At 61.8% G+C, this 19385-nt stretch carries 20 protein-coding genes and 1 pseudogene; 11 read left to right on the plus strand and 10 right to left on the minus strand.

Annotated elements, in window-relative coordinates; all coding sequences use genetic code 11:
* Positions 1-171: 171 nt before the first annotated feature.
* The 3 genes from QFZ30_RS15330 to QFZ30_RS15340 form a co-directional block, all read right to left on the minus strand.
* Positions 172-1128 carry an extracellular catalytic domain type 1 short-chain-length polyhydroxyalkanoate depolymerase gene (locus tag QFZ30_RS15330; protein ID WP_307080292.1) on the minus strand — a complete coding sequence of 319 codons (957 nt, stop codon included), beginning with the start codon at positions 1126-1128 and terminating at the stop codon, positions 172-174.
* Between the two features lie 207 nt (positions 1129-1335).
* Positions 1336-3834 (minus strand): beta-glucosidase, encoded by a 2499-nt coding sequence (locus QFZ30_RS15335; protein WP_307077627.1) that lies wholly within the window; start codon positions 3832-3834, stop codon positions 1336-1338.
* Positions 3835-5142: an MFS transporter gene (locus QFZ30_RS15340; protein WP_307077629.1), complete on the minus strand. Its 1308-nt coding sequence runs from the start codon at positions 5140-5142 to the stop codon at positions 3835-3837.
* A 110-nt stretch (positions 5143-5252) separates the two neighbouring features.
* On the opposite strand from QFZ30_RS15340, the gene QFZ30_RS15345 reads away from it, so the two are divergent.
* The 7 genes from QFZ30_RS15345 (at position 5253) to QFZ30_RS15375 (ending at position 10117) form a co-directional block, all read left to right on the plus strand.
* The gene (locus tag QFZ30_RS15345; protein WP_307077631.1) at positions 5253-5846 is read left to right on the plus strand and encodes a TetR/AcrR family transcriptional regulator; all 594 of its coding nucleotides are present in this window, start codon (positions 5253-5255) and stop codon (positions 5844-5846) included.
* A 228-nt stretch (positions 5847-6074) separates the two neighbouring features.
* The gene (locus QFZ30_RS15350) at positions 6075-6428 is read left to right on the plus strand and encodes a hypothetical protein (RefSeq protein WP_307077633.1); all 354 of its coding nucleotides are present in this window, start codon (positions 6075-6077) and stop codon (positions 6426-6428) included.
* A 285-nt stretch (positions 6429-6713) separates the two neighbouring features.
* Positions 6714-7010, plus strand: coding sequence for a hypothetical protein (locus QFZ30_RS15355; protein ID WP_307077635.1), 297 nt, complete (start codon positions 6714-6716; stop codon positions 7008-7010).
* Between the two features lie 358 nt (positions 7011-7368).
* Complete coding sequence (locus QFZ30_RS15360) at positions 7369-7704, plus strand: YciI family protein (RefSeq protein WP_307077637.1); 336 nt, start codon at positions 7369-7371, stop codon at positions 7702-7704.
* A complete protein-coding gene (locus QFZ30_RS15365; protein WP_307077638.1) occupies positions 7704-8957 on the plus strand; it encodes an RNA polymerase sigma factor in 1254 nt (417 codons plus the stop codon). Before QFZ30_RS15360 ends, QFZ30_RS15365 begins: the two co-directional genes overlap by 1 nt.
* Before the next feature lie 87 nt (positions 8958-9044).
* Positions 9045-9485, plus strand: a complete 441-nt coding sequence (gene arr / locus QFZ30_RS15370; RefSeq protein WP_373462849.1) for an NAD(+)--rifampin ADP-ribosyltransferase — start codon at positions 9045-9047, stop codon at positions 9483-9485.
* A gap of 203 nt (positions 9486-9688) precedes the next feature.
* Complete coding sequence (locus QFZ30_RS15375; RefSeq protein WP_307077641.1) at positions 9689-10117, plus strand: GNAT family N-acetyltransferase; 429 nt, start codon at positions 9689-9691, stop codon at positions 10115-10117.
* A gap of 60 nt (positions 10118-10177) precedes the next feature.
* Here the strand turns inward: QFZ30_RS15375 and QFZ30_RS15380 are convergent, their stop codons facing one another.
* A complete protein-coding gene (locus QFZ30_RS15380; RefSeq protein ID WP_307077643.1) occupies positions 10178-10669 on the minus strand; it encodes a PaaI family thioesterase in 492 nt (163 codons plus the stop codon).
* Between the two features lie 141 nt (positions 10670-10810).
* On the opposite strand from QFZ30_RS15380, the gene QFZ30_RS15385 reads away from it, so the two are divergent.
* Positions 10811-11389, plus strand: a complete 579-nt coding sequence (locus QFZ30_RS15385) for a TetR/AcrR family transcriptional regulator (RefSeq protein WP_307077645.1) — start codon at positions 10811-10813, stop codon at positions 11387-11389.
* A gap of 29 nt (positions 11390-11418) precedes the next feature.
* Here the strand turns inward: QFZ30_RS15385 and QFZ30_RS15390 are convergent, their stop codons facing one another.
* Entirely contained in the window at positions 11419-11895 is a 477-nt protein-coding gene (locus tag QFZ30_RS15390) for a GNAT family N-acetyltransferase (protein WP_307077647.1), read from the minus strand.
* 8 nt (positions 11896-11903) lie between these two features.
* Complete coding sequence (locus tag QFZ30_RS15395; protein ID WP_307077649.1) at positions 11904-12719, minus strand: oxidoreductase; 816 nt, start codon at positions 12717-12719, stop codon at positions 11904-11906.
* A gap of 169 nt (positions 12720-12888) precedes the next feature.
* On the opposite strand from QFZ30_RS15395, the gene QFZ30_RS15400 reads away from it, so the two are divergent.
* The gene (locus QFZ30_RS15400; protein WP_307077650.1) at positions 12889-13638 is read left to right on the plus strand and encodes an ArsR/SmtB family transcription factor; all 750 of its coding nucleotides are present in this window, start codon (positions 12889-12891) and stop codon (positions 13636-13638) included.
* Between the two features lie 203 nt (positions 13639-13841).
* Here QFZ30_RS15400 and QFZ30_RS15405 read toward each other — a convergent pair whose 3' ends face one another.
* Positions 13842-14933, minus strand: a complete 1092-nt coding sequence (locus QFZ30_RS15405) for an endonuclease NucS domain-containing protein (RefSeq protein WP_307077652.1) — start codon at positions 14931-14933, stop codon at positions 13842-13844.
* Between the two features lie 162 nt (positions 14934-15095).
* Positions 15096-15611, minus strand: a complete 516-nt coding sequence (locus QFZ30_RS15410) for a hypothetical protein (RefSeq protein ID WP_307077654.1) — start codon at positions 15609-15611, stop codon at positions 15096-15098.
* A gap of 613 nt (positions 15612-16224) precedes the next feature.
* On the opposite strand from QFZ30_RS15410, the gene QFZ30_RS15415 reads away from it, so the two are divergent.
* Complete coding sequence (locus QFZ30_RS15415) at positions 16225-16890, plus strand: 8-oxoguanine DNA glycosylase OGG fold protein (protein ID WP_307077655.1); 666 nt, start codon at positions 16225-16227, stop codon at positions 16888-16890.
* An 86-nt stretch (positions 16891-16976) separates the two neighbouring features.
* On the opposite strand, the gene QFZ30_RS15420 is transcribed toward QFZ30_RS15415, so the two are convergent.
* Both QFZ30_RS15420 and QFZ30_RS15425 read right to left on the minus strand, forming a co-directional pair.
* Entirely contained in the window at positions 16977-17702 is a 726-nt protein-coding gene (locus QFZ30_RS15420; protein WP_307077656.1) for a hypothetical protein, read from the minus strand.
* A 2-nt stretch (positions 17703-17704) separates the two neighbouring features.
* Positions 17705-18319, minus strand: a complete 615-nt coding sequence (locus QFZ30_RS15425; protein WP_307077658.1) for a hypothetical protein — start codon at positions 18317-18319, stop codon at positions 17705-17707.
* Positions 18320-18950: 631 nt separating this feature from the next.
* Between QFZ30_RS15425 and QFZ30_RS15430 the strand changes: the two are divergent.
* Positions 18951-19292, plus strand: a pseudogene (locus QFZ30_RS15430) (SRPBCC domain-containing protein); the annotation flags it as partial.
* Positions 19293-19385: the final 93 nt, after the last annotated feature.

The raw sequence follows: 19385 nt of genomic DNA on the forward strand, positions 1-19385 counted from the left end.
ATCACGGCGGGGCGTGAAGGCTCGGTGCGGAATCGGATCCTAGGCAAGCGTCACTCCAGGCGAGGGTCTTCCCTATTGCAGGAACCAGCCAGCCTTCGCACACCTGAAGGGCCGGTATAGGGTGGTGCGTTTTAGCCCGGTCTTGGCGGTGATCTCCTTCCTCGTTGCGTGTCAGTTGCGCGACAACCTGCCCTGCTCGAAGAAGCTCCACATCAAGTCATTGGCGCTGATCTCCTGGGTGGTTACGCCGGCTCCCGGGAAGGCGGCGGCGTTGCCGCCGGGCCATGTATGTCCGCCGCCATTCACGACGTACTGCTGCACCACCGCGTTCTGTGGGCAACCGCGGTGGGTCACCAGCGAGACGTTGGGACTGACTCGCGTGTCCTTTGTTGTGTGGCAGCCGTTGATCTCGGCCCATCGCTGCGAGGCAGCGAGTGCACCGTAGCCCCAGTAGGGCGCTCCCCCTCCGGCGAACGGGTTGACCGGGTCAGCCGTGCCGTTAAACGTGATCACTCGAACTCCCCGGCTGGGTATACAGGTGGCCGGGTCGGGGACGGCGCTGCCCGCCGTGAGCGGGGCTCCTGCGCGCAAACCTGCGACAGGTGCGATTGCTGCAACGAGTTCCGGATGTTCGCAGGCGAACTGGGACACCATGCGCCCGCCGCCCGAATAGCCCGCGGCGTACACGCGACTTCCGTCCACACAACCACCGTCAACAAGCGTGCCGATGAGGTCTTGCAGGAAGGCCACATCGTCGGGTGCGCCAGCGACGTCAGTGCCGGTGAAGGGCACATTCCATACGAACCCGGCTGGTGCTGGAATCGCGCCTTGAGGCGCTGCGACGATGAACCCTTCGCGCTGCGCCGTCTGATCGAGCCTGGTCCTCATCAATTCCTCGTTGGGCGTGCTGTTGCTACCGTGCAGGTCAAGGACGAGGGGTAAGGCGCGGGCATCTTCGCCGGTCGAGGGGACGTGCACAACGACCGTACGGTCGCGACTGCCCGATGTAATTGTGATTGTGGTGCGTCCGGGGCCAAGGCCGCATTGAGACCGGCTCTCATGAGGGCCAGGCTCATCCCTTGGTACGGCGCTGACCGATGGAGCGACGGCGAGCGGCGCAGCGAGCATAAGCCCGGCAAGGCCAAGTGTGGTTATTCGACGGAGCAAAGGGCTCTCTTCTCTTCATTGAGGCGGCATCGGACGTGCGCCCGATCGTTTCAGCGACACGCAAGCGCATCATTTTTTCCTGGGACAATCCGTTGGCCGGGCATCCGGACCCAAAGCGGCCGGACCGGTTCCCAAAGGGATCCGGTCCGGCCGTGGTCGGTTCTGGCGCTAGCGGACTTCGACTTCCAGCGCCTCAAAAGCATCGGCTGCGTGGCGGCCCACGAGGATCCGGAAGGTTCCGCGCTCAAACTGCCAGCCGCCGTCGTAGTGGGCGAATGACCGGGCCGGAATGCGGATCTCCACGCTTTCGGTACCGGCGGGGGCCAGGTGTGTTCCCGCATAGCCCGCGAGCCAGCGGACGGGGCGTTCCACTGCGGAATCCGGGCGCTCAAGATACACCTGGACCACTTCGCGGCCGGTGCGGCTACCGGTGTTGCGGACCGGCACGTGGACGACCACGTCGTTGCCGGCAGGGACTGACTGCGGTGCGTGCGGCGCGCCGAGGTCGAAGGTGGTGTAGCCCAGCCCATAGCCAAATGGCAGGGCCGGGGCGGCGCCGCCTTCGGCCTGCTGCTTGAGCCATGCCCGGTAGCCCACGTGGATGCCCTCGGAGTAAACGACCTTGCCGTCTACGGGGGTGGTGTTGAGCACCGGCACGTCCTGGAGGGCGGCGGGCCAGGTGGTGGGCAGGCGGCCGCCGGGTTCCTCGGCACCAAGCAGGATGTCGGCGATGGCACGGCCGAATTCCTGGCCGCCAAACCAGCCCAGCAGGACTGCTCCTACCTTGTCGAGCCACGGCATCAGGACCGGTGAGCCGGAGTTGACCACAACAATGGTGCGCGGGTTGACCGCGGCCACTGCCTCCACCAGCTGGTTTTGGTGGCCGGGGAGGTCCAGGTCCTTGCGGTCGAAGCCTTCGGATTCAATAGCGGCGCTGGTCCCGACCACCACGATTGCCACGTCGGCAGCCTTTGCCGCTTCCACTGCTGCGTCAATTTCGGCCTGCGGATCGTCCACGACGGTTTCCTCGCCAAGGAGGATGGCGGTGAAAGGAATGACCTGCTGCTTTGGCAGTTGGTAGACCGCCTCGATGCGCACTGGTTCGCCGGCAACGGTTTCCAAGCGGTGGACGGTCTTGGGCGGGTCGAAGAGCGCCGCGCCGAGCACGTCGGTGTCGTCCTCGATGTCCCCGTTGAACACCTCTTCGCCCTGCAGGGACAGTTGGATGTGGCCCACGGTTCCGACGCCCAGGTGGTGGATGCCCGCCGTCGGGGCGGTCCAGTCAGCTTCCATGCGGATGGCGGCAGCGCCATCCGGGATCCCGACGCCGAACCAGATCAGGTGGGACGCGAGACGGTCCTCGCCTGAGATTTCCGAGCCGTCTTCAGCCAGGAAGGTCACCCGCATGCCCGGCACGTTCGTGACCGGGTTGTGCAGGGAGGTGCGCGGGAAGGCCTGCAGGCCTTCGGCTACCTTGGCGCCGCGGGCGTAGCTCACGCTGACGCCCTCGGGCAGGGCTTCACGGAGGCCTTCAAGGGGTGAGACCGTGTACTTGGGCATGACGGTGGCGCTGCCGCCGCCCTGCGTGCGCGCTTCCTCGGCGTTGTGCCCGCTGACCGCGACGCTGGCAAGCGCGGCCGGGTTCAGGGGCAGGATCCCGTCTTTGTTGCGGACCAGGACCGCGCCGCGGACTGCCACTTCACGTGCCACGGCGGCGGCGTCCAGGGCTGCCGGAAGCTCTGCCACTGCGGGGGCGACGCCTTCGAGGGAACCGACACGGGCGGCGAGGCGGAGGATGCGGATGACCTTTTCGAGGATGGCGGTCCGGCTGACGCGGCCTTCGTTCACGGCGGCGAGCAGCTTCGGTCCCCAATGGCCTACCGGGCCGGGCATTTCCAGGTCCTGGTTGGCGTTCGCCGCCTCCACGGAGCGGACGCCGGTCCAGTCCGAGACCACCACGCCGTCAAAGCCCCATTCCGTGGACAGCGGCGTTTTCAGGAGCTCGTTTTCGCTGGCGGTGGTGCCGTTGATGGAGTTGTAGGAGCTCATCACCAGCCAGGCACGGGCCTCCGTAATGGCGTCCTCGAAAGCGGCGAGGTACAGCTCGCGCAGCGGACGCTCGTCCACGACGGAATCGGCGGTGAAGCGGTCCGTCTCCGCCTCGTTGGCGAGGTAGTGCTTGGGGGTGGCCCCGACGCCCATGGACTGTACGCCGGCCACGTAGCCGGCAGCCAGCGTGGCAGTGAGGCGGGGATCTTCGCTCATGCACTCAAAGTGCCGGCCGCCCAGCGGGGAGCGGTGCAGGTTGATAGTGGGTCCCAGCACGGCGTGGACGCCCTTGCGGCGGGCTTCCTGGCCCAGGACCTGGCCATAGCGGCGGGCCGTTTCCACGCTCCACGTGGCGGACAGCGCTGACGACGACGGCAAGGAGACTGAGTCATGCCGCTCGTCGAAGTCCTCGCCGCGGACGCCCGACGGGCCGTCGGAGAGGACCACGCGGGAGAGGCCGATGGAAGGAAGTTCGTGGGTGGCCCATACGTCGGCGCCCGTCAGCAGTTGAATCTGCTGTTCGAGGGGAAGGTTCTCGGCAAGTTCGCGGATCAGCGCTTCGGCGTCGGGCGAACCTGACGGGAGCGCCGTCACGGCTGGAGAAAGGGTGGGGTTCATTTACTTGACTCCTTTGATGCGGGTGACGAGGACGGCGCCGATGATGCCGACGACGGCCCCGCCGATGAAGAGGGCGGGGTAGCCGCCGAGGGTGATGACGGGGAACGCGATAGCGGGAACGAGCGACTGGGGCAGCGCCTGGGCGATGTTGAAGACGCCGAACGTCTTGGCGTTCTCGCTCTGGCTGGCAGGTAGGAGGTCGGCGATGAGGGCAACGTCAACAGCTCCGAAGCAGCCGAGGCCGAGGCCGGCGATTGCCTGTCCCACCAAGACCTGGTCGGTGGTGGTGCTCGTGGCAATGACGATGAGGCCGGCCATCATGATGATGGCTGATGCAATGACCATTCCCTTGCGCTTGCCGATCCGGTCGCTGATCCAGCCACCGGCGAGGCTGCTGAGCACCGTACCCGCAGCGCTGACCAGGGTGGCCTGGAAGACCAGCCCCGTGACATCGGCTTCAGGAACGTTGAGGTGGTCGATGAAGAAGTAGGGCAGGTAGAGCAGGCCGGCGCAGTAGCCCATGTACACCAGGAACTTGGTGAACCAGGCCCAGCCGAGTCCCGGGTAGGTGCGGGGGTTGAAATAGAAGGACCCTGCGATTTCCCTGAGGCTCAGCGGTGCCGGCTTCTCGGTGAGGACGCGGTCCTTGAAGGTGAAGGCAAAGCCAATTGCAAGTGCTGTGCCAACCGCGCCCGGAACCACGGCCATCTGAAAGGCGCTGTCGAAGAGCTGGGCGAAATACGCTGCGGCAACCAGGCCAACCGGAAGGGTCATTCCGATCAGTCCGGACAGGCGCCCACGCTCAGCGGGTGCTGTCTGGTCCGGGAGGGTTGCCACCAGCGCTGCCAGCGCCGCGTTGAAGCTGAGCTGGACAAGGATCCAGGCCACCAGCACGCCGGCGACGTCCGTGGCTGATCCGAGCAAGATCAGCGAGCCCATACCCACGATGGAGCCGCCGATGATCCAGGGCTTGCGCATGCCGAACCGGGAGGTGGTGCGGTCGCTCAACCGGCCGAAGAACGGGTTGGCCAGAAGCGCGATCAAGGCGCCGACGCCGGCTACAAGACTGAGTGCCCCGGCGCGGGTTTCCGGAGTGGTGATCTCCGAAACCTTGATGGCCAGCACCACCAGGGCAGGGGCGAGGACGGCCATCCACAGGCCGGCGCTGGCAATGGGCATGCCGATGACGTAGGCACGGGGTGTTCTGGTGGGCGCTCCCGGAGCGGGAGCAGATAGAACGGTGGTGCTCGATAGGGTTCTGCGGGCAGGCTGCCCTGCGGAATCCTCGGTGATGGTCTTGACGGCCACGGTGCCTCCTGACGAAAAGTGACCCTCCATTGGGTCCTGCAAAAGATCGTACAGATAAAAACCGAGTGTGACTAGATTTTCTTTAGGAGAGCGTGAAATACACTGGCTTGATGTCTTCATCAAAGCCGCGCGGGCAGTACGCAAAAGGGGCTGAGCGCCGCGAGCAGATCATCCAAATGGCAACTGACGTCTTCGCCACGGAAGGCTTTGAAGGCGCCGCCCTCAAGCGGGTGGCCGAACTGGTGGGGGTCAAGGAAGCAACACTGTTCCACTACTTCCGCGGCAAGCAGGAGCTCCTGACGGCGGTGCTGGCTGAAAGGGACCGCCGCAGTCTTGCAGCCATAGAAGAGAAAGAGGTCGGTCTGTCGCTGATGGTCCGGTCCGCCGAGCGGAACCGCCGGGAGCCAGGGCTCACCACCTTGTACGCCGTGGCGTCAGCCACCGCAAATGACCCCGGACACGACTCGCACGGCTACTTCAAGGAACGCTACGCCGAAGTGGTTGACGCCCTCGCCGCGGACATCGAACGTCGCCAGACCACCGGAGAAACCCGCTCGGACCTGCCCGCCAGGAATTTGGCCCGGCTGGTAGTGGCCGTCTCCGACGGCCTGCAGCTGCAGTGGCTCTACGACAAGGACGTGGACGTGGCTGACGGCCTGTCAGAGTTCATCGATGCGCTCCTGAAACCGCAGGCGCAAACCTAGCCGGACTAAGAGCGTCCTTACCTTTCAATAGGTCCCTCACCGGACGACAAATCCCTACGGACGAACCCGGCTCCTCGCAGGTTCATGTCGAAGAACTCAACACCTACGGCATACTCAGCAACGCGAGGGCACACGCAAGTAGAGGCACAACGCGCAACCTCAAGCTCTTCTCGGCTCCGCTTATAGACTGCTGGAGTACGTGCCCCTCGACTTACTTAGGAGAAGTTCATGAACTACAACGGAAGTCCGTCCGAGAAGCCAGTACCAGCCGGTGACCTTGACCGCAGCCATATCGGCCAGACTGTGAGCTTCCAGTCGAACGACTTCACGGTTGTCTTCGGAACGCTCGCCGGCATTGCCCGGACGGAAGCCCAGGTCTACCTGTCCCTCGAAGGAGTGGGCGGCGGCACCCATCTGAAGGACGAGTACGACCTGCCTGCCGGCCAGGACGTCTACGTTCAGCTGGATCCACTGAGCAGCGCCAGCAAAACCCTCTCCGAGGCGGAACGGGTCATCAAGGAAAAGTTCGACGAGATCAAGAAGAACCTCAAGGACCGGGAACAGAAGACCGAATCGGAGTAACGCTCCATCCAGTTAGCGAAGAACCCCGCAGTGCTTAGCGCTGCGGGGTTCTTGCGGTTGTTGCAACTCCCACATCGTGGGGTTGCGACAACCGTGTTGTAGTCAATTCCCTGTTGAATGAGCGTGTTGATGCTGTTCAAGAGGGGGCGTGTGGTGCGAGGCGAACCGCGAGCATCCAGTGGTGACGGCGGTCTTGGGCCGAGCGTACGCCAACTGCTTGACATCACGAATGACGGGGTCGATGGTTGGCATGTCCAACACATCCAGCCCATTCAAGGAGCAGATATGGAAGCCACGCCCTACGGAGTCGTGCACTTCTTCCCAGGAGGCACCAAGGACCAGTACGAGGCCTCAATTGCCGTCACTCACCCAGGTGAGGGGCGCCTGCCCGACGGTCAGATCTTCCACGCCGGAGGCGCTTCTGCCGGTGGTTGGACGATCATAGGTGTCCACGAGTCGAAGGAGAGCTGGGAGAAATTCCGTGACAGCATCCTCCTTCCCCGAATGCAGCAGGGCATCGAGGGCGGGTTCGCATCGCCGCCCGAAGAGACCGTCATCGATCTGTACAAGATCATTCGCTAGCGATTCGGGAGGGCGCCGCCGAGGGGTTCAACAGACGGACAAATCACGTCTCGGCGGCATCATCCTTTCCCAACCGCCCGGAGAAAGTTCGCCGTCGGCCTCCCCGGCAGACAGTCACACCCGCACCGGCGCCGAGGACCATAGCCGCCAGGCCTCCCCTGAGGACAGTGACGCCCGCACCACCCCCCGACGGTCATCTCCCGCCAGTCAAGGTTGCCCCTCCCGACTTCATTCCGGAGGACCGCGGAGCCCTGCCGTGAGAAATTGCGTCGCAACTGTCGATCTGAACATCTCTCGGCGTCGGATAAGTAAGGCCCCGAACGGAAGGGCTTACAGAGAAGAGATGAGGAGATTTCGAATGTCCAAGTATTTAATCTTGATCTTCCAGGATGATGCGGTGACACAACAGGCCGACGGCGAGTCGATCAGCGCCGCCTACCAAGAGTTCATGCAGCGTCGTAACGGGTCCCTCCTCAGCGGGGCCGCACTGCAGCCAGCCTCGACGGCGACGTCCATCCGGCGCCACGGATCGGGCGGATTCACGGTGACGGATGGTCCGTTCGCCGAGTCGAAGGAGACGCTGGGCGGCTACTTCCTGATCGAGGCCGCTGACCTCGACGAGGCGCTGGAGATCGCCAAGGAGGTTCCCGCCGGCGTCGGGGTTGAGGTCCGCCGCGTGCGAGTGGTCAGCTGATGCCGCAGGCCGCCAGCTCGGAGGTCGCTGCCGCGGTTGCGGAAGCGCACCGTCGGGAGTGGGCGTTCGTGCTGGCGGCCACCCTGCGTGTTACCGGCGATATCGACACAGCCGAAGAAGCCGTCCAGGACGCGTACGCCAGCGCATTGTCGACGTGGGGTCCGCGTGGCATCCCGAAGAACCCCGGGGCGTGGCTCACCGTGACCGCGCGGCGGCGGGCCCTGGACATGCACCGCCGCGCCGCCACGGCGCAGCGGGCGCTCCCCAAGCTTCTCGGCCCGGGCGAGTATCTACCCGACGCCCCGGGCCGGGACGGCGAAGACATCACCGATGACCGGCTTCGGTTGATCTTCACGTGCTGCCATCCCGCCCTCGCCCCTGACGCTCAGGTCGCCCTGACGCTACGGCTCCTCTGTGGGCTGTCCACGGCTGATGTGGCGCGGGCGTTTCTCGTACCGGAGGCGACAATAGCGGCGCGGATTACCCGGGCGAAAAAGAAGATCGCGGCCGCCCGCATCCCTTACCGCGTTCCGGCGGCGTCGGAGCTTCGGGATCGTCTGGACGGCGTCCTGTCCGTCGTTTACCTGGTGTATACCACCGGACATACCGCCCCATCGGGAGAGAATCTGATGCGCCGGGATCTCGCGGAACGGGGCCATGAGCTCGCGAGGATGCTGCGCGTCCTGCTGCCGGGCGACGGCGACGTCGCCGGGCTTCTTGCCCTCGTACTACTCACCGACGCTCGCAGCAGCGCCAGGCTGGACGAACACCGTGAACTCGTGTTGATGGAGAACCAGGACCGATCAAAATGGGACCGGTCGGCCATAACTGAAGGAGTGGCTCTCCTGCGCGAGGCTTTGAACCTCCGGCCGCCAAGCCGCTTCGCCCTCATGGCGGCAATTGCGGCCGTCCATGATGAGAGCAATTCGTGGTCCGACACTGACTGGCAGGAGATCCTCGGCCTCTACGACCTGCTGCTGGAGAAGTGGCCGTCTCCCGTCGTCAAGCTCAACCGGGCAATCGCCGTCGGCTTCGCGGTGGGCCATGCGGAAGGTCTGGCTGAACTGGATGCGCTTGGCGCCGAACCCCAACTGGCCCGCTACCCGTATCTTGCTGCCGCACGGGCCAACTTCCTGGCCCGGTTGGGCCGTTTCGACGACGTTCGGGTCGCCTTCGAGGAGGCGCTGATCCTGACCGAAAACGACACCGAACGCCGCTACCTGCAGAGCCGTCTGAGCGAATTGACGGGTTGAACGTCCCGGTTCACGGCGACAGCAGATCAGAAGTTCGTGGAGGCCCGCGGCCGGCGGCCGGCGAGCTAGAGTGGGAGCCCAACTTCGATGGGGGTCTGTATGGAGAACGAACCGACGCCGTCCGAGGGCAATGATCCCGGGCCTTTCTATCACGGCACCAAGGCTGACCTGAAGCCTGGGGACTTGCTGGAAGCCGGTCATAGCTCGAATTACGGGGAGCGAAGGCAGGCGAACTACATCTACCTGACTGCGACTCTTGATGCGGCAACTTGGGGAGCGGAACTCGGGGTGGGCGAGGGACCAGGCAGAATCTACCGTGTGGAACCCACCGGCCCCTTTGAGGATGACCCCAATCTGACGGACAAGAAGTTCCCGGGCAACCCGACGAGGTCCTACCGTACCCGGGAGCCACTGCGAGTCGTTCACGAGATCTTGGAGTGGGAGCCACACTCCCCCAAGATGCTTCAGGAGATGCGGAACCACCTTGAAGAACTCAAGCGGCTAGGCATCGACGCAATCAACGACTGAGCTACCGCGCCGCGGCAGCCGCGCCGTCATGGTTAAGCTGGTCACCTACGGCCCGATATGCCCCGCTGCTGGCTTGATGGCCGTCAGCGGCGGCCTTCCAGTCGAAAGAAACAATGGAGAACTCGAACAGACATAAGCACCTCCTGCCTTGGACATTCCGTGCGGGAGCGGATGCAGATTTCCCACAGTGCGCTGAGCTTTGGATGAACGCCGTCGCCCTTCGTGACGGCAAACAAAGCGATCCACAGTTGAAGCAAAGAGCGTTGGCCAAACTGACGGTCCCAGGAAGTATCCTTTCAGTCGCCGAAACCGGATCGAGTATCCACGGATTCGCGTTGGCCATGGAAAAGACCTCGCCGGGAACGGCCACGAAAGCTCACCTTGCCCTGCTTGCCGTAGACGCCGCTTATCAATCCCACGGGCTGGGCCGTTCCCTGCTTGCCAGCATCACCAACACACTCGTGAGGGAAGGATTTACGGAGGTGACGCTCGGGGTCTTGGAGGAAAACCTGGCGGCTCGCAAAATTTACGAAGATGCGGGCTGGCAGGCCACCGGACGTGGGTTCTTTGAGGATTCGGGACGCCCATGCATCCACTACGAGCTGGGACTGGACCCAGCTACTGCAATGTAAGGACTGCCTGACCGGCCTTCCTGGAAACCAGCGAAGACGACACGTCAATGTCCCCTGACGTCAGCCGATGGGAAAGACGAGCAGGGACCCGCTGGCGGTGGCCACCAATTTGCCGCTGGCGTCGGTGACCGTGCCCTCTGCGAAGGCAACGCGGCTGCCGGCCTTCGAGACCACGCCCACACAGGTCAACGGGCCGCTGCCGGCCCGGACTGGGCGCAGATAGTTCACTTTGATTTCTATGGACGTGTAGCCCACACCCTGGGGAAGGGTGGTCTGTACGGCGCAGCCCAGGGCCGAATCGAGCAGGGTGCACACCAGCCCGCCGTGAACTGCGCCAATGGGGTTGTAATGGGATTCGTCCGGGCTGCAGGTGAAGGTGGCCGTTCCCGGCTCGGCCTCAACCAAGGTCATGTTCAGCAGTTCTCCCATGGGTGGAGCCGGGAGCTTTTTGCCCATCATTGAATGCAGATAGTCCAGGCCGCTCATGCTCGGCATGGCTGCCACGCCGACGGCGGGGTCATCCCAGGTGATGAGTCGTTCGCGCTCTGTCATTTGCTGCTCCTATACGGCTTATCGGCACCCACAGTGTATCGGCTATGCGTAGATCAGCAACATAACTGTTACTTCTATGCTGGAATCTGTTTCTACTGAGTATCTATTAGGATGGGGATGAGGCTAAGGATGGAGAAACCAATGGGTCGAGCGTTGCGGGCGGACGCTGAGCGCAGTGTCCGCGCCATTTTGGAAGCAGCCGAGCAAGTTCTGGCCGATGACCCTGGCGCTTCCATGGAACAGATCGGCGAGGTGGCGGGGCTGACCAGGACTACGGTCCATCGTAGGTTCGCTAACCGAAAATCCCTCATGGATGCTCTCGCGATCTCCGCCAAGCAACAGCTTGCCGACGCCATCGAAGCCGGCAACCCCGACTCGGCCCCTCCACTCGTTGCGCTCCACCGTGTGACAGCGAATGTCTTGAAGACCAAAAACGCGTGGAGATTCACCCTGGGCAGCCCGTTGGCAGACACGAGCGCCGCCGCCGAAATCTGGGACCGGATCAATGCCCGCTGCCTGGATCTCCTCACCCGTGCCCAACGTGACGGGCTGCTCCATCCCGACGCAGACCTGGAATGGACACGGCAGGTGTATTACGCGCTCATGAGCGAGGCTTTGCAGAGATTCCCCGAAGGTGAAGATCCGGACGCAAGCACTACTGATGCACTCACCACTCTGGTCATCGACACCTTGCTGTACGGCACCGGCAGACGAAACTGACATTTCCCGACCGAGCGGCGTGGACTGCCCTACTTCAGACGCTTTTCAAAGCACATGGAGAAGGGAATGGCAGTTGCATATGGCTCATACACCGGGATGCGCGAGTAGCCCAGCTTCAAGTACAGGGCGACAGCTTCCGGCTGCTGATCCCCGGTCTGGAGAATGACCCGCGAGGCTCCCCCGCGTGCAGCGATCGCTTCGATCTCCTTCATCAGCATGCTGGCAATACCCCGGCCCCGTTCACTCTCAAGCACCACCATCCGCTTGACTTCCCATTCCCCCTTCAAGGACCGCAGGGCAGCGTGGGCCACCGGACCGGAGTCGCCCGATATCGCCAGGACGGTCGCGAGCACGTCATCCGGGTCAACAGCCAAGGCGCTGAGGGCAGCGTCCCTCCCGGGACCGGGCTGCAGGCGGCCGGCATACCTGCCGTGGAGGTCCTCCTCCAGGACCCGTTGCAGCGCCACAGCGCGCTCATCTGTCCAGAGGACCTGTTCGAACTTCACAGCCGATATCAGGCGGGAAGCTTGTTGAGCTTCCGGAGCTGCCGGTCGAACATCCGCACGGGCACAAAACGGCGCATCGCCGACAGGCTGGCGCTGCGTGAGCTGCCGGAGTATCGCACCTTGGGCTTCTCGTCCGTGGCGGCGGCGACAATCGCCTTTGCAACGGTGGCAGCGTCGTCGCCATCCTTGACCGCGCCGTTCATGAACTCCTCGAACACCCTGCGTCGCTCGGCGTACACCGGCAGCGGCCGGTCCGGCCTGACGCTGTTGGCCTCAAAGGAGGTGTTGGTCCATGCAGGCTGGACGAGCGTGACCCGCACGCCGAACTCGCGGAGTTCGTGATCCAGAGACTCCGAGTACCCCTCAACAGCATGCTTCGTTGCCGCGTACACGGCCATATACGGCTGCGGCACCACCCCGAGGATCGACGACAGATTCACAATTCGGCCGTTCTTCTGGGCCCGCATGATCGGAAGGACGGCGTTGGTCAGGCGGATCACGCCGAACACATTGACGTCGAAGATCTGCTGGGCCTGCTCCGCAGAACTCTCCTCTGCCGCACCCGAAGATCCGATACCCGCGTTGTTAACCAGGACGTCGATGCGCCCGTGCGCCTCGATAACGTCGGCGATCACTTTTTCGACCGACGAGTCGCTCGCCACGTCGAGATCAACGAAGCGCACTCCCGGGACCGGCTGTGCTTTCGCCGCGTTGCGGCTGGTTCCGATGACCGTGAAACCTGCCCCCACGAGCCCGACGGCGACCGCTTTGCCAATGCCTGTTGACGCTCCCGTCACGAGGGCTACTTTTTTCGTTGATGCCATGTCCGCCTCCAAAGTTCGAGCCAGTCAACCTGACCGACTACCTGCTACACGACTGTAGCATTTCGTTGTTAAATTGCGCCAGTAATGTTTCTCTTGAATGGCAATTCCGACGGCGATATCCTCGCGATAACCCTAGACATGTGACCATTTAGTCACCTATCCTTGAATTGTGGACGCCGTATTCAAGGCCCTCGCCGACCCCACTCGCCGTGACCTGCTCGATGAGCTCTTCCGGGAGGACGGGCAGACCCTGCACGCGCTCGAGGCCCGCTTCGAGATGACCCGCTACGGGGTCATGAAGCACCTCAAGCAGCTGGAGGATGCCGGCCTGGTGGTCACCCGCCGTCGGGGCCGGGAGAAACTGCACTTCCTCAATCCGGTGCCCATCCGCCTGGTCCACGACCGCTGGGTCGGCAAATACGCAGAACCATGGGCCGCTGCCCTCAGCGACCTCAAAACCAGATTGGAAAGTCCCATGGAAAAAATCTTCGAAATCTACATCAAGACCACCCCGGAGCGGCTCTGGGAGGCCATCACCGACAGCGGGATCCGCAGCAAGTACCAGTTCGGCTTGAAGGTCAACTCGGACTGGACGCCGGGCGGCCGTTTTGAACTGGCTCCCGACGGCGGGGATCCCCTCGGCGAAGGCGAGAACCTGGAGGTGGACCCGCCCCGTAAGCTCGTCCAGACCATGCGCGCGCTCTGGGGCGAGGACGTCAAAGCTGAGGGCACCTCCCGCATCACGTGGGAGATCGAACCGGTGGGCGATTCCTGCCACCTCACCGTCACCCACGACCAGCTCCGCGAAGGAGCCAACGAGGAGCTATACGGCGGCTGGCCGATGATCCTCTCCGGCCTGAAGACCTGGCTGGAAACCGGCGAGGTCCTCACCACGCCCGGCTCTCTCATGTACACCTAAGATGCACACCTAAAGACGGCCGCGCGCGGCGCAACCCGGGCGCCGCCGTACCTTCCTGCGCCCTGTGCACCTGGTACAGAGGGTGTCCGGCCGGCCGTACTGGGCCTACCGGGTGTAGCCGGTCCGAGCAGGTCCCGGCTTTGTCCGGGCTGCTAAGCCAAGAAGACCAAGTTGGGAGGGATTCGCCGCAGTTCCACTGCCTCCTAGCCGGACGCCGCTAACCCAAACTGCCTTGACAGCTCATCAATAGTGAACTGATTGCGGAGTTTGCACGCGCTGTTCTGGTTGGCGAACATACCCTCGCGCCAGCAGGCGCTCTCGAGGGACACGGTGTGGACCCACTCGACTGGGACCACGTACTCAGCCGTGTCTATACCTTCGCCTGCATCCGGGTGCGAATACTCGGCATCGAGGCTGAGCGAGCGAAAGGGCCGCATCTCCCCTTGGATTTGTAGTTCAGCATCGTCTGCGGGCTTTGCCAGCCCCACAACGGTACCCACGCCGACGTACCCCCTCTTTGGAACATGAACGAAGACGCGTGCCCCCACAGGGAGGCTCTTCAAAGTCCGGGAGTACCAATCTGCGCCACCAGCGGAGACAAATCCGAACCTCGACGCATCCGCCCAGGATCGTGAGCCCCCATCAATCCCGAAAGCTACATACCAATCTTGGCCGTTCCAGGCTGCCCGCGTCGATCCTTTCGTCCCTGCACCTGCAGGGACTGTGGCCGTTTCGTCAATCAACCAAGTCCTCGCTAGGTACTCATGGCCGCCGTCAACGAAGTAGCGAAAAATCATTGCGTTTATCGGAACACCGTGGGAGCGATTGAGGTACGAAACGATTCGCTCAGTGCTGGGATCCAAGTCGCTGGCCACGATGGTCATGACGTGAGTCAGATTCAATTCGTCAGGAACAGGAGCGCCGTCGAAGCGATTCGCAAACTCCTCGTCAAAGTTCTTTCCAGGTTGCCCACTTTCAAAGATGTTTCGAACTTCTTCGTTGCCGAGTCCTTCTACCCACGAGGCGTAGTCAAGAGTCTGCGCAACTACCTCCCTCGGAGTTCGGTCCCTCTTCAACTCCAGAATGTGGAGGGTTCCTTCTGAGTCCACACCAAGAATGTCGATGAACTTTCCGTATCCTGTTGGTACCTGGCTGCCGATTAGAAGCAGCTTGGTTTCCAGGATCTCCGGATCTTGGAGGATGAGTCTCTCGAGTTTCGACTCCAGCGGCATGGCGGTCGTTGGAATTCTCCGCGGAATGTCATCGACCCGCCACAGCCCTACTTCTATTGCCACGAATTCTCCAGCCCGGAACAAGAAGCAGCCTCGCACTGCTTCGTCAAAAGACTATCCCCTTGTCGGATATGGCGTCCCAACCTATATGTCTGGACGATGTCAGGGCATGATGACCGCTACTCAACGAATTTCTGATCACGAAGACGACGCATTTCAGAGCATCTACACGGCCTCCTGCAATTGGACCCTGTCCAGGAACCCAGTGTTACTGCGGCACCAGGTCTCGTTCTGAGCATCCCTGAACTCCAAGTAGGTTACGCACCATTCGGGCTTCCGAGTGATGGGGCGAGTAAACCCAACAAGGGCGTTCGCGTGTTCCGGCAGAGCCCATCCGGTGCGATCCTTGAACGCCTCGACAAAATACTGGCCCGGCGGCAGCAGTTGTAGGTTGAGAGTCCTGAGCTTTCCCCGAAGATCCTGAGCATCAATAACAACGTCAAAGATCGGCTTAGTTGATCCGTTGTTCAGAACTACACCATAGGCCGAAGCGTTTCCGTCAGTATCGAGATGGACCGCGCTCCATGCGGTGACAGTGCTGGCATGTGAGCGCAGGCGGTTCTCCTCCGCCGTCCGGTCCCGGTTGCTCTCGATTCTATGCACTCGCGACGCCGTCCACGCGGCCCAACTTGCTGCCAGTAATGCAAACAAACTGCATAACGCAGTGATCCATTCAGCCAAAATATCCCCCTAGTTTGTATAAGCCCTTTGACGCTAACCCAGCCAGGGCCCCACTTGTACAGTCAAGGGAAAGATTCGATCGACGCAAGCAGCGCACCGAAGCCAGGCGCCGCCGTCCCTGCGGTACGCCTCCCGGGGAGGCGGCCCTCGCAGTTGGCGGGGTCTACGAGCACACACCGTATTCAGGGTTCGGTTCGCGGCATAAGGAAACGCGGCGGAATTCCCCTAACTGGAGCTGGACAAGGATCGGCAACACTAGCTAAATGTGTGTAGCTCCGATCGGCTCCTCGAGCAGGTCGTTGATGGAGGTCTGCCCTTCCAGCGCGACGATCTGTTTCATGCCCATGGATCGACAATATGTGAGCCACAGTCGCCGCGAATCGTAAAGACACGGCGGCGCGAGGACTGGCACCCTCCGTTCCATGCCGCGGAACGTCCCCTGTGTACATTCTCTCGTTCACGCAGGAGCGGCCGCCTATGCACGAACACGGTGCCCGGCTCTTGATCATCAGCGAAAATGAGTGCAGCGTCGGTTACTGCGAAGATCCGCATGTAAGGTGAGGGCAATCGCTTCCGCACCTAGTTCTTACTAGGAAACCACTAGGGGTAGAGCATGCCGTCAGTCCCGCCGCAGCTTCAGCGCCTGTTCGACGAGTGGGACGGAGAAGGCAGGCCTGCCCAACGGTCGTTCCCTTGGAAAGGTGGCGGCTGGAAACGATGGTTGCCGGAACACTCAAATGCCATCGAATCGCTCCAGAATCCCCTGGGGCGATCAGGTGTCACGAAACTCTGTTCAGGCGTATCAGATGAACACGCCGCCATGCACGGCTTCCTGGCAGCGTCCATATGGGGCTTTGGCGATGCCGGATACGGGCCCTACCGAACACGAGCCATCTTGGACAACAACCCGAGTTTCGCCCGCGATCTCCTGCAATTCGCGAAGGTCGCGCAAACGCTGGGTGGGCTCGCAGCCTTCGAACATGCAGTGAACGGCCGCAGGGCGACGCGCAATTACTTCAGGGGGTATGGCCCGGCCTTCGCCACGAAGTTCATCTACTTCACAACCAAAGCTGCACCCGACGTGGAAACATCCCCCGTCATGGACAAGATTGTCGCCACGTGGTTCAGGAAGCACGTCCCCGGATCAGCTCTTCGCCTCGATTGGCACAGCGCGGAAAGCTACAAGCACTACCTCACATGCGTCAAACAGTGGGCGAATGAACTCGAGATAACTTCCGACGAAGTCGAGCAATTGATCTTCACACCGGGCAGAACCTGACAGATTCTTCGACATCTCCCGTCTGGCGGTTGCCATCACGACGCATTCTTTCGGGGCATCCATCGTCGGCATCTCCGCGAGGGATCTTAGCCTTTCGCCCGGCCAGCGTCGGTCAAAGCCGATACCAGCCTGTCGAAGCTTGTCGTGCCGTAATCCGGGGAAACTGTGGTTATGACAAGATAGGTTCCCAGGCTGGCCGCCTTCGTATTTGAGAACATTTCCTTCGCTCGGAACTCCTGAAACATACGGCGGGGAACGTTACCCAGGAGCACAGAGAGCCGCCCCGCCATTTCCATCAGCAACTGACGCCCGCCGCTCCGAAGCACTGCACGAAGCCGTTCGACCGTAAACATTGTTCTGATTGGCTGGGGGTCATCGGCTTTGCGCTTGTCCCAAGCTTGTTCCCGAATGAACCGCAGATCCAATCCGGGAACCCCATTGACGAGCAGAGGGAGTGCCTCGCCGTTCTCGATCAAGGCTCTCACCTGGCGGGCAGTGAGCGAGTCGCTTCGGCTTCCCGTCAGCTCGAGTATCGTCCCGTTGACCTTCTCTGTGAATCTGCTAAGGAACGCTTCCTCAACGGAGAGTTGAGCGGCTATCAGGAGCGGAGTACAGATAGTGGCACATGTAGAAACGAACAGAAGTACTGCAGCAGGGCTTCTAAATCCTGGGATGAGAAGCAGAAGGAACAGGGAGACGAAGAATCCAATAAACGCGGTCACGAGGAAAACGCTGAAAACTCGTGGTCTTTCATGCCACTGCTCTGAGTTGAAGCCCGTGATTATCCATGGCTCTTGTGTAGGGCTGTTCACGACTAACCGCCTTTCACTTCTATGAGGGCTTCCGCGAGAATTATCGCTTCGCGTGCTTCCGTCAGATCGTCACGCAGGCCAATATCATGGTTCACGGAAGGTGATCCAGAAAAGTTCCCTGAAAGACCAGCAACTGCTTTATTGAGATTCCCTCGTTCTTGCGAGAGTGTCCGCGATGAATGCAGTTTTACGCTACTTTTTTGGAGTTCGAGGAGCGACTTCTCAATCTCCAGGTACTGGCCATTCATCTGTCGGATTTTCGCGAAGAGCCGCTGGGTCCGCTCGTTGAATGCCGACTCCATCTTGAGCACCACATCTTCGAGCTCAGCCCGCGCCTTGTCGAGTTCGGTCTCCTCTCCTTCGGAGAGCAGTTCATGGAGGTCCGACCGTCTTTTGGTCCAGCAATCCACCCCAGTTAGGTTGTGCTCATACAGCCTGGTAATAACGTCAATCGTGGTGCCTAACGATTCACGTCGACGAATGAGGGCTTCCGTGGCTTCGTCAAGGCGAACAAGGAATTCGCCATAGTTATCTTTGGGAACACTAACGTCACTGCCCCTTGAGAATTTATTTACTAGTTTGCTGAGCTCCAACTCGGGCGCCTCCCATTGCTTCATACCTTGATCCGTGCACCCCGATGAAGGATCAAGGCAGCCCCAACTCGCGTAGAACCGGCCAGCAGTCAAGTGGTCCTCATGACACCGATAAAGACATGCCATTAAGGAGCTATGACGAACCGCCCCCATCTTGCGCCCTCCCTTGACCCGGGCCCAGGACTGGCGTCCCGTGATTACCACGTAAAGACCCGTCAAGATCACGGAAAGCGCAAGGCCTGTCAGAGCCCCGACGAGACCATAAACATACGCACCTCGAGCCGCGAAAATTGCAGTCAAAGCTCCGACAATCAGCGCTGAGTAGCCACGTCCGCACTTTCGCCACTTCTTGCCTGCATTCGATTCTCAATTCGCTTTCTCTGAAACCTACTGACACTACAATCGGCTAAATAGGGGACGTCAATTAGCGTGTGCTTTCGCTTCCGGCAACAGTGTCGATGACGATCCTATTTCTCTTGTGGTCGTTGGAACCGAAATTGCGCCGATCCTGCCACAACTTTGATTCAGTCTTGAGCCGGTCTTTGAGGGCGTTTATCGCACCGTGAGTTCAGTACTTAACATGTGGAAACCTCGACGAGCTCTTCCGGGAGGACGGCCAGACCCTGCACGCGCTTAAGGCCCGCTTCGACTGAAGGTCAACTCGGACTGGACGCCGGGCGGCCGTTTTGAGCTGGCTCCCGACGGCGGGGACCCCCTCGGCGAAGGCGAGAACCTGGAGGTGGACCCGCCCCGTAAGCTCGTCCAGACCATGCGCGCGCTCTGGGGCGAAAACGTCAAAGCTGAGGGCACCTCCCGCATCACGTGGGAGATCGAACCGGTGGGCGATTCCTGCCACCTCACCGTCACCCACGACCAGTTCCGCGAAGGAGCCAACGAGGAGCTTTACGGCGGCTGGCCGATGATCCTCTCCGGCCTGAAGACCTGGCTGGAAACCGGCGAGGTCCTCACCACCCCCGGCTCCCTCATGTACACCTAAAGGCGACCGCCGCGGCGGAACCCGGGCGCCGCCGTCGCCGTCGTCCGGGCAGGGGTCCCCGACGCAGGCCACATGGTTCTGTAGGAGTGCCCG

It is taken from the genome of Arthrobacter pascens (genome assembly GCF_030815585.1).
Lineage (GTDB): Bacteria > Actinomycetota > Actinomycetes > Actinomycetales > Micrococcaceae > Arthrobacter > Arthrobacter pascens_A.

Bases quoted from the DNA above. Each gene is read 5' to 3' on its own strand.
- QFZ30_RS15350 (WP_307077633.1), top strand. From the start codon at position 6,075: ATGAACTACAACGGAAGTCCGTCCGAGAAGCCAGTACCAGCCGGTGAC.
- QFZ30_RS15345 (WP_307077631.1), top strand. From the start codon at position 5,253: ATGTCTTCATCAAAGCCGCGCGGGCAGTACGCAAAAGGGGCTGAGCGC.
- QFZ30_RS15365 (WP_307077638.1), top strand. From the start codon at position 7,704: ATGCCGCAGGCCGCCAGCTCGGAGGTCGCTGCCGCGGTTGCGGAAGCG.
- QFZ30_RS15375 (WP_307077641.1), top strand. From the start codon at position 9,689: ATGAACGCCGTCGCCCTTCGTGACGGCAAACAAAGCGATCCACAGTTG.
- QFZ30_RS15425 (WP_307077658.1), bottom strand. From the start codon at position 18,319: ATGAAGCAATGGGAGGCGCCCGAGTTGGAGCTCAGCAAACTAGTAAAT.
- arr (WP_373462849.1), top strand. From the start codon at position 9,045: ATGGGGGTCTGTATGGAGAACGAACCGACGCCGTCCGAGGGCAATGAT.
- QFZ30_RS15355 (WP_307077635.1), top strand. From the start codon at position 6,714: ATGGAAGCCACGCCCTACGGAGTCGTGCACTTCTTCCCAGGAGGCACC.
- QFZ30_RS15385 (WP_307077645.1), top strand. From the start codon at position 10,811: ATGGGTCGAGCGTTGCGGGCGGACGCTGAGCGCAGTGTCCGCGCCATT.
- QFZ30_RS15395 (WP_307077649.1), bottom strand. From the start codon at position 12,719: ATGGCATCAACGAAAAAAGTAGCCCTCGTGACGGGAGCGTCAACAGGC.
- QFZ30_RS15335 (WP_307077627.1), bottom strand. From the start codon at position 3,834: ATGAACCCCACCCTTTCTCCAGCCGTGACGGCGCTCCCGTCAGGTTCG.
- QFZ30_RS15360 (WP_307077637.1), top strand. From the start codon at position 7,369: ATGTCCAAGTATTTAATCTTGATCTTCCAGGATGATGCGGTGACACAA.
- QFZ30_RS15330 (WP_307080292.1), bottom strand. From the start codon at position 1,128: ATGCTCGCTGCGCCGCTCGCCGTCGCTCCATCGGTCAGCGCCGTACCA.
- QFZ30_RS15380 (WP_307077643.1), bottom strand. From the start codon at position 10,669: ATGACAGAGCGCGAACGACTCATCACCTGGGATGACCCCGCCGTCGGC.
- QFZ30_RS15415 (WP_307077655.1), top strand. From the start codon at position 16,225: ATGCCGTCAGTCCCGCCGCAGCTTCAGCGCCTGTTCGACGAGTGGGAC.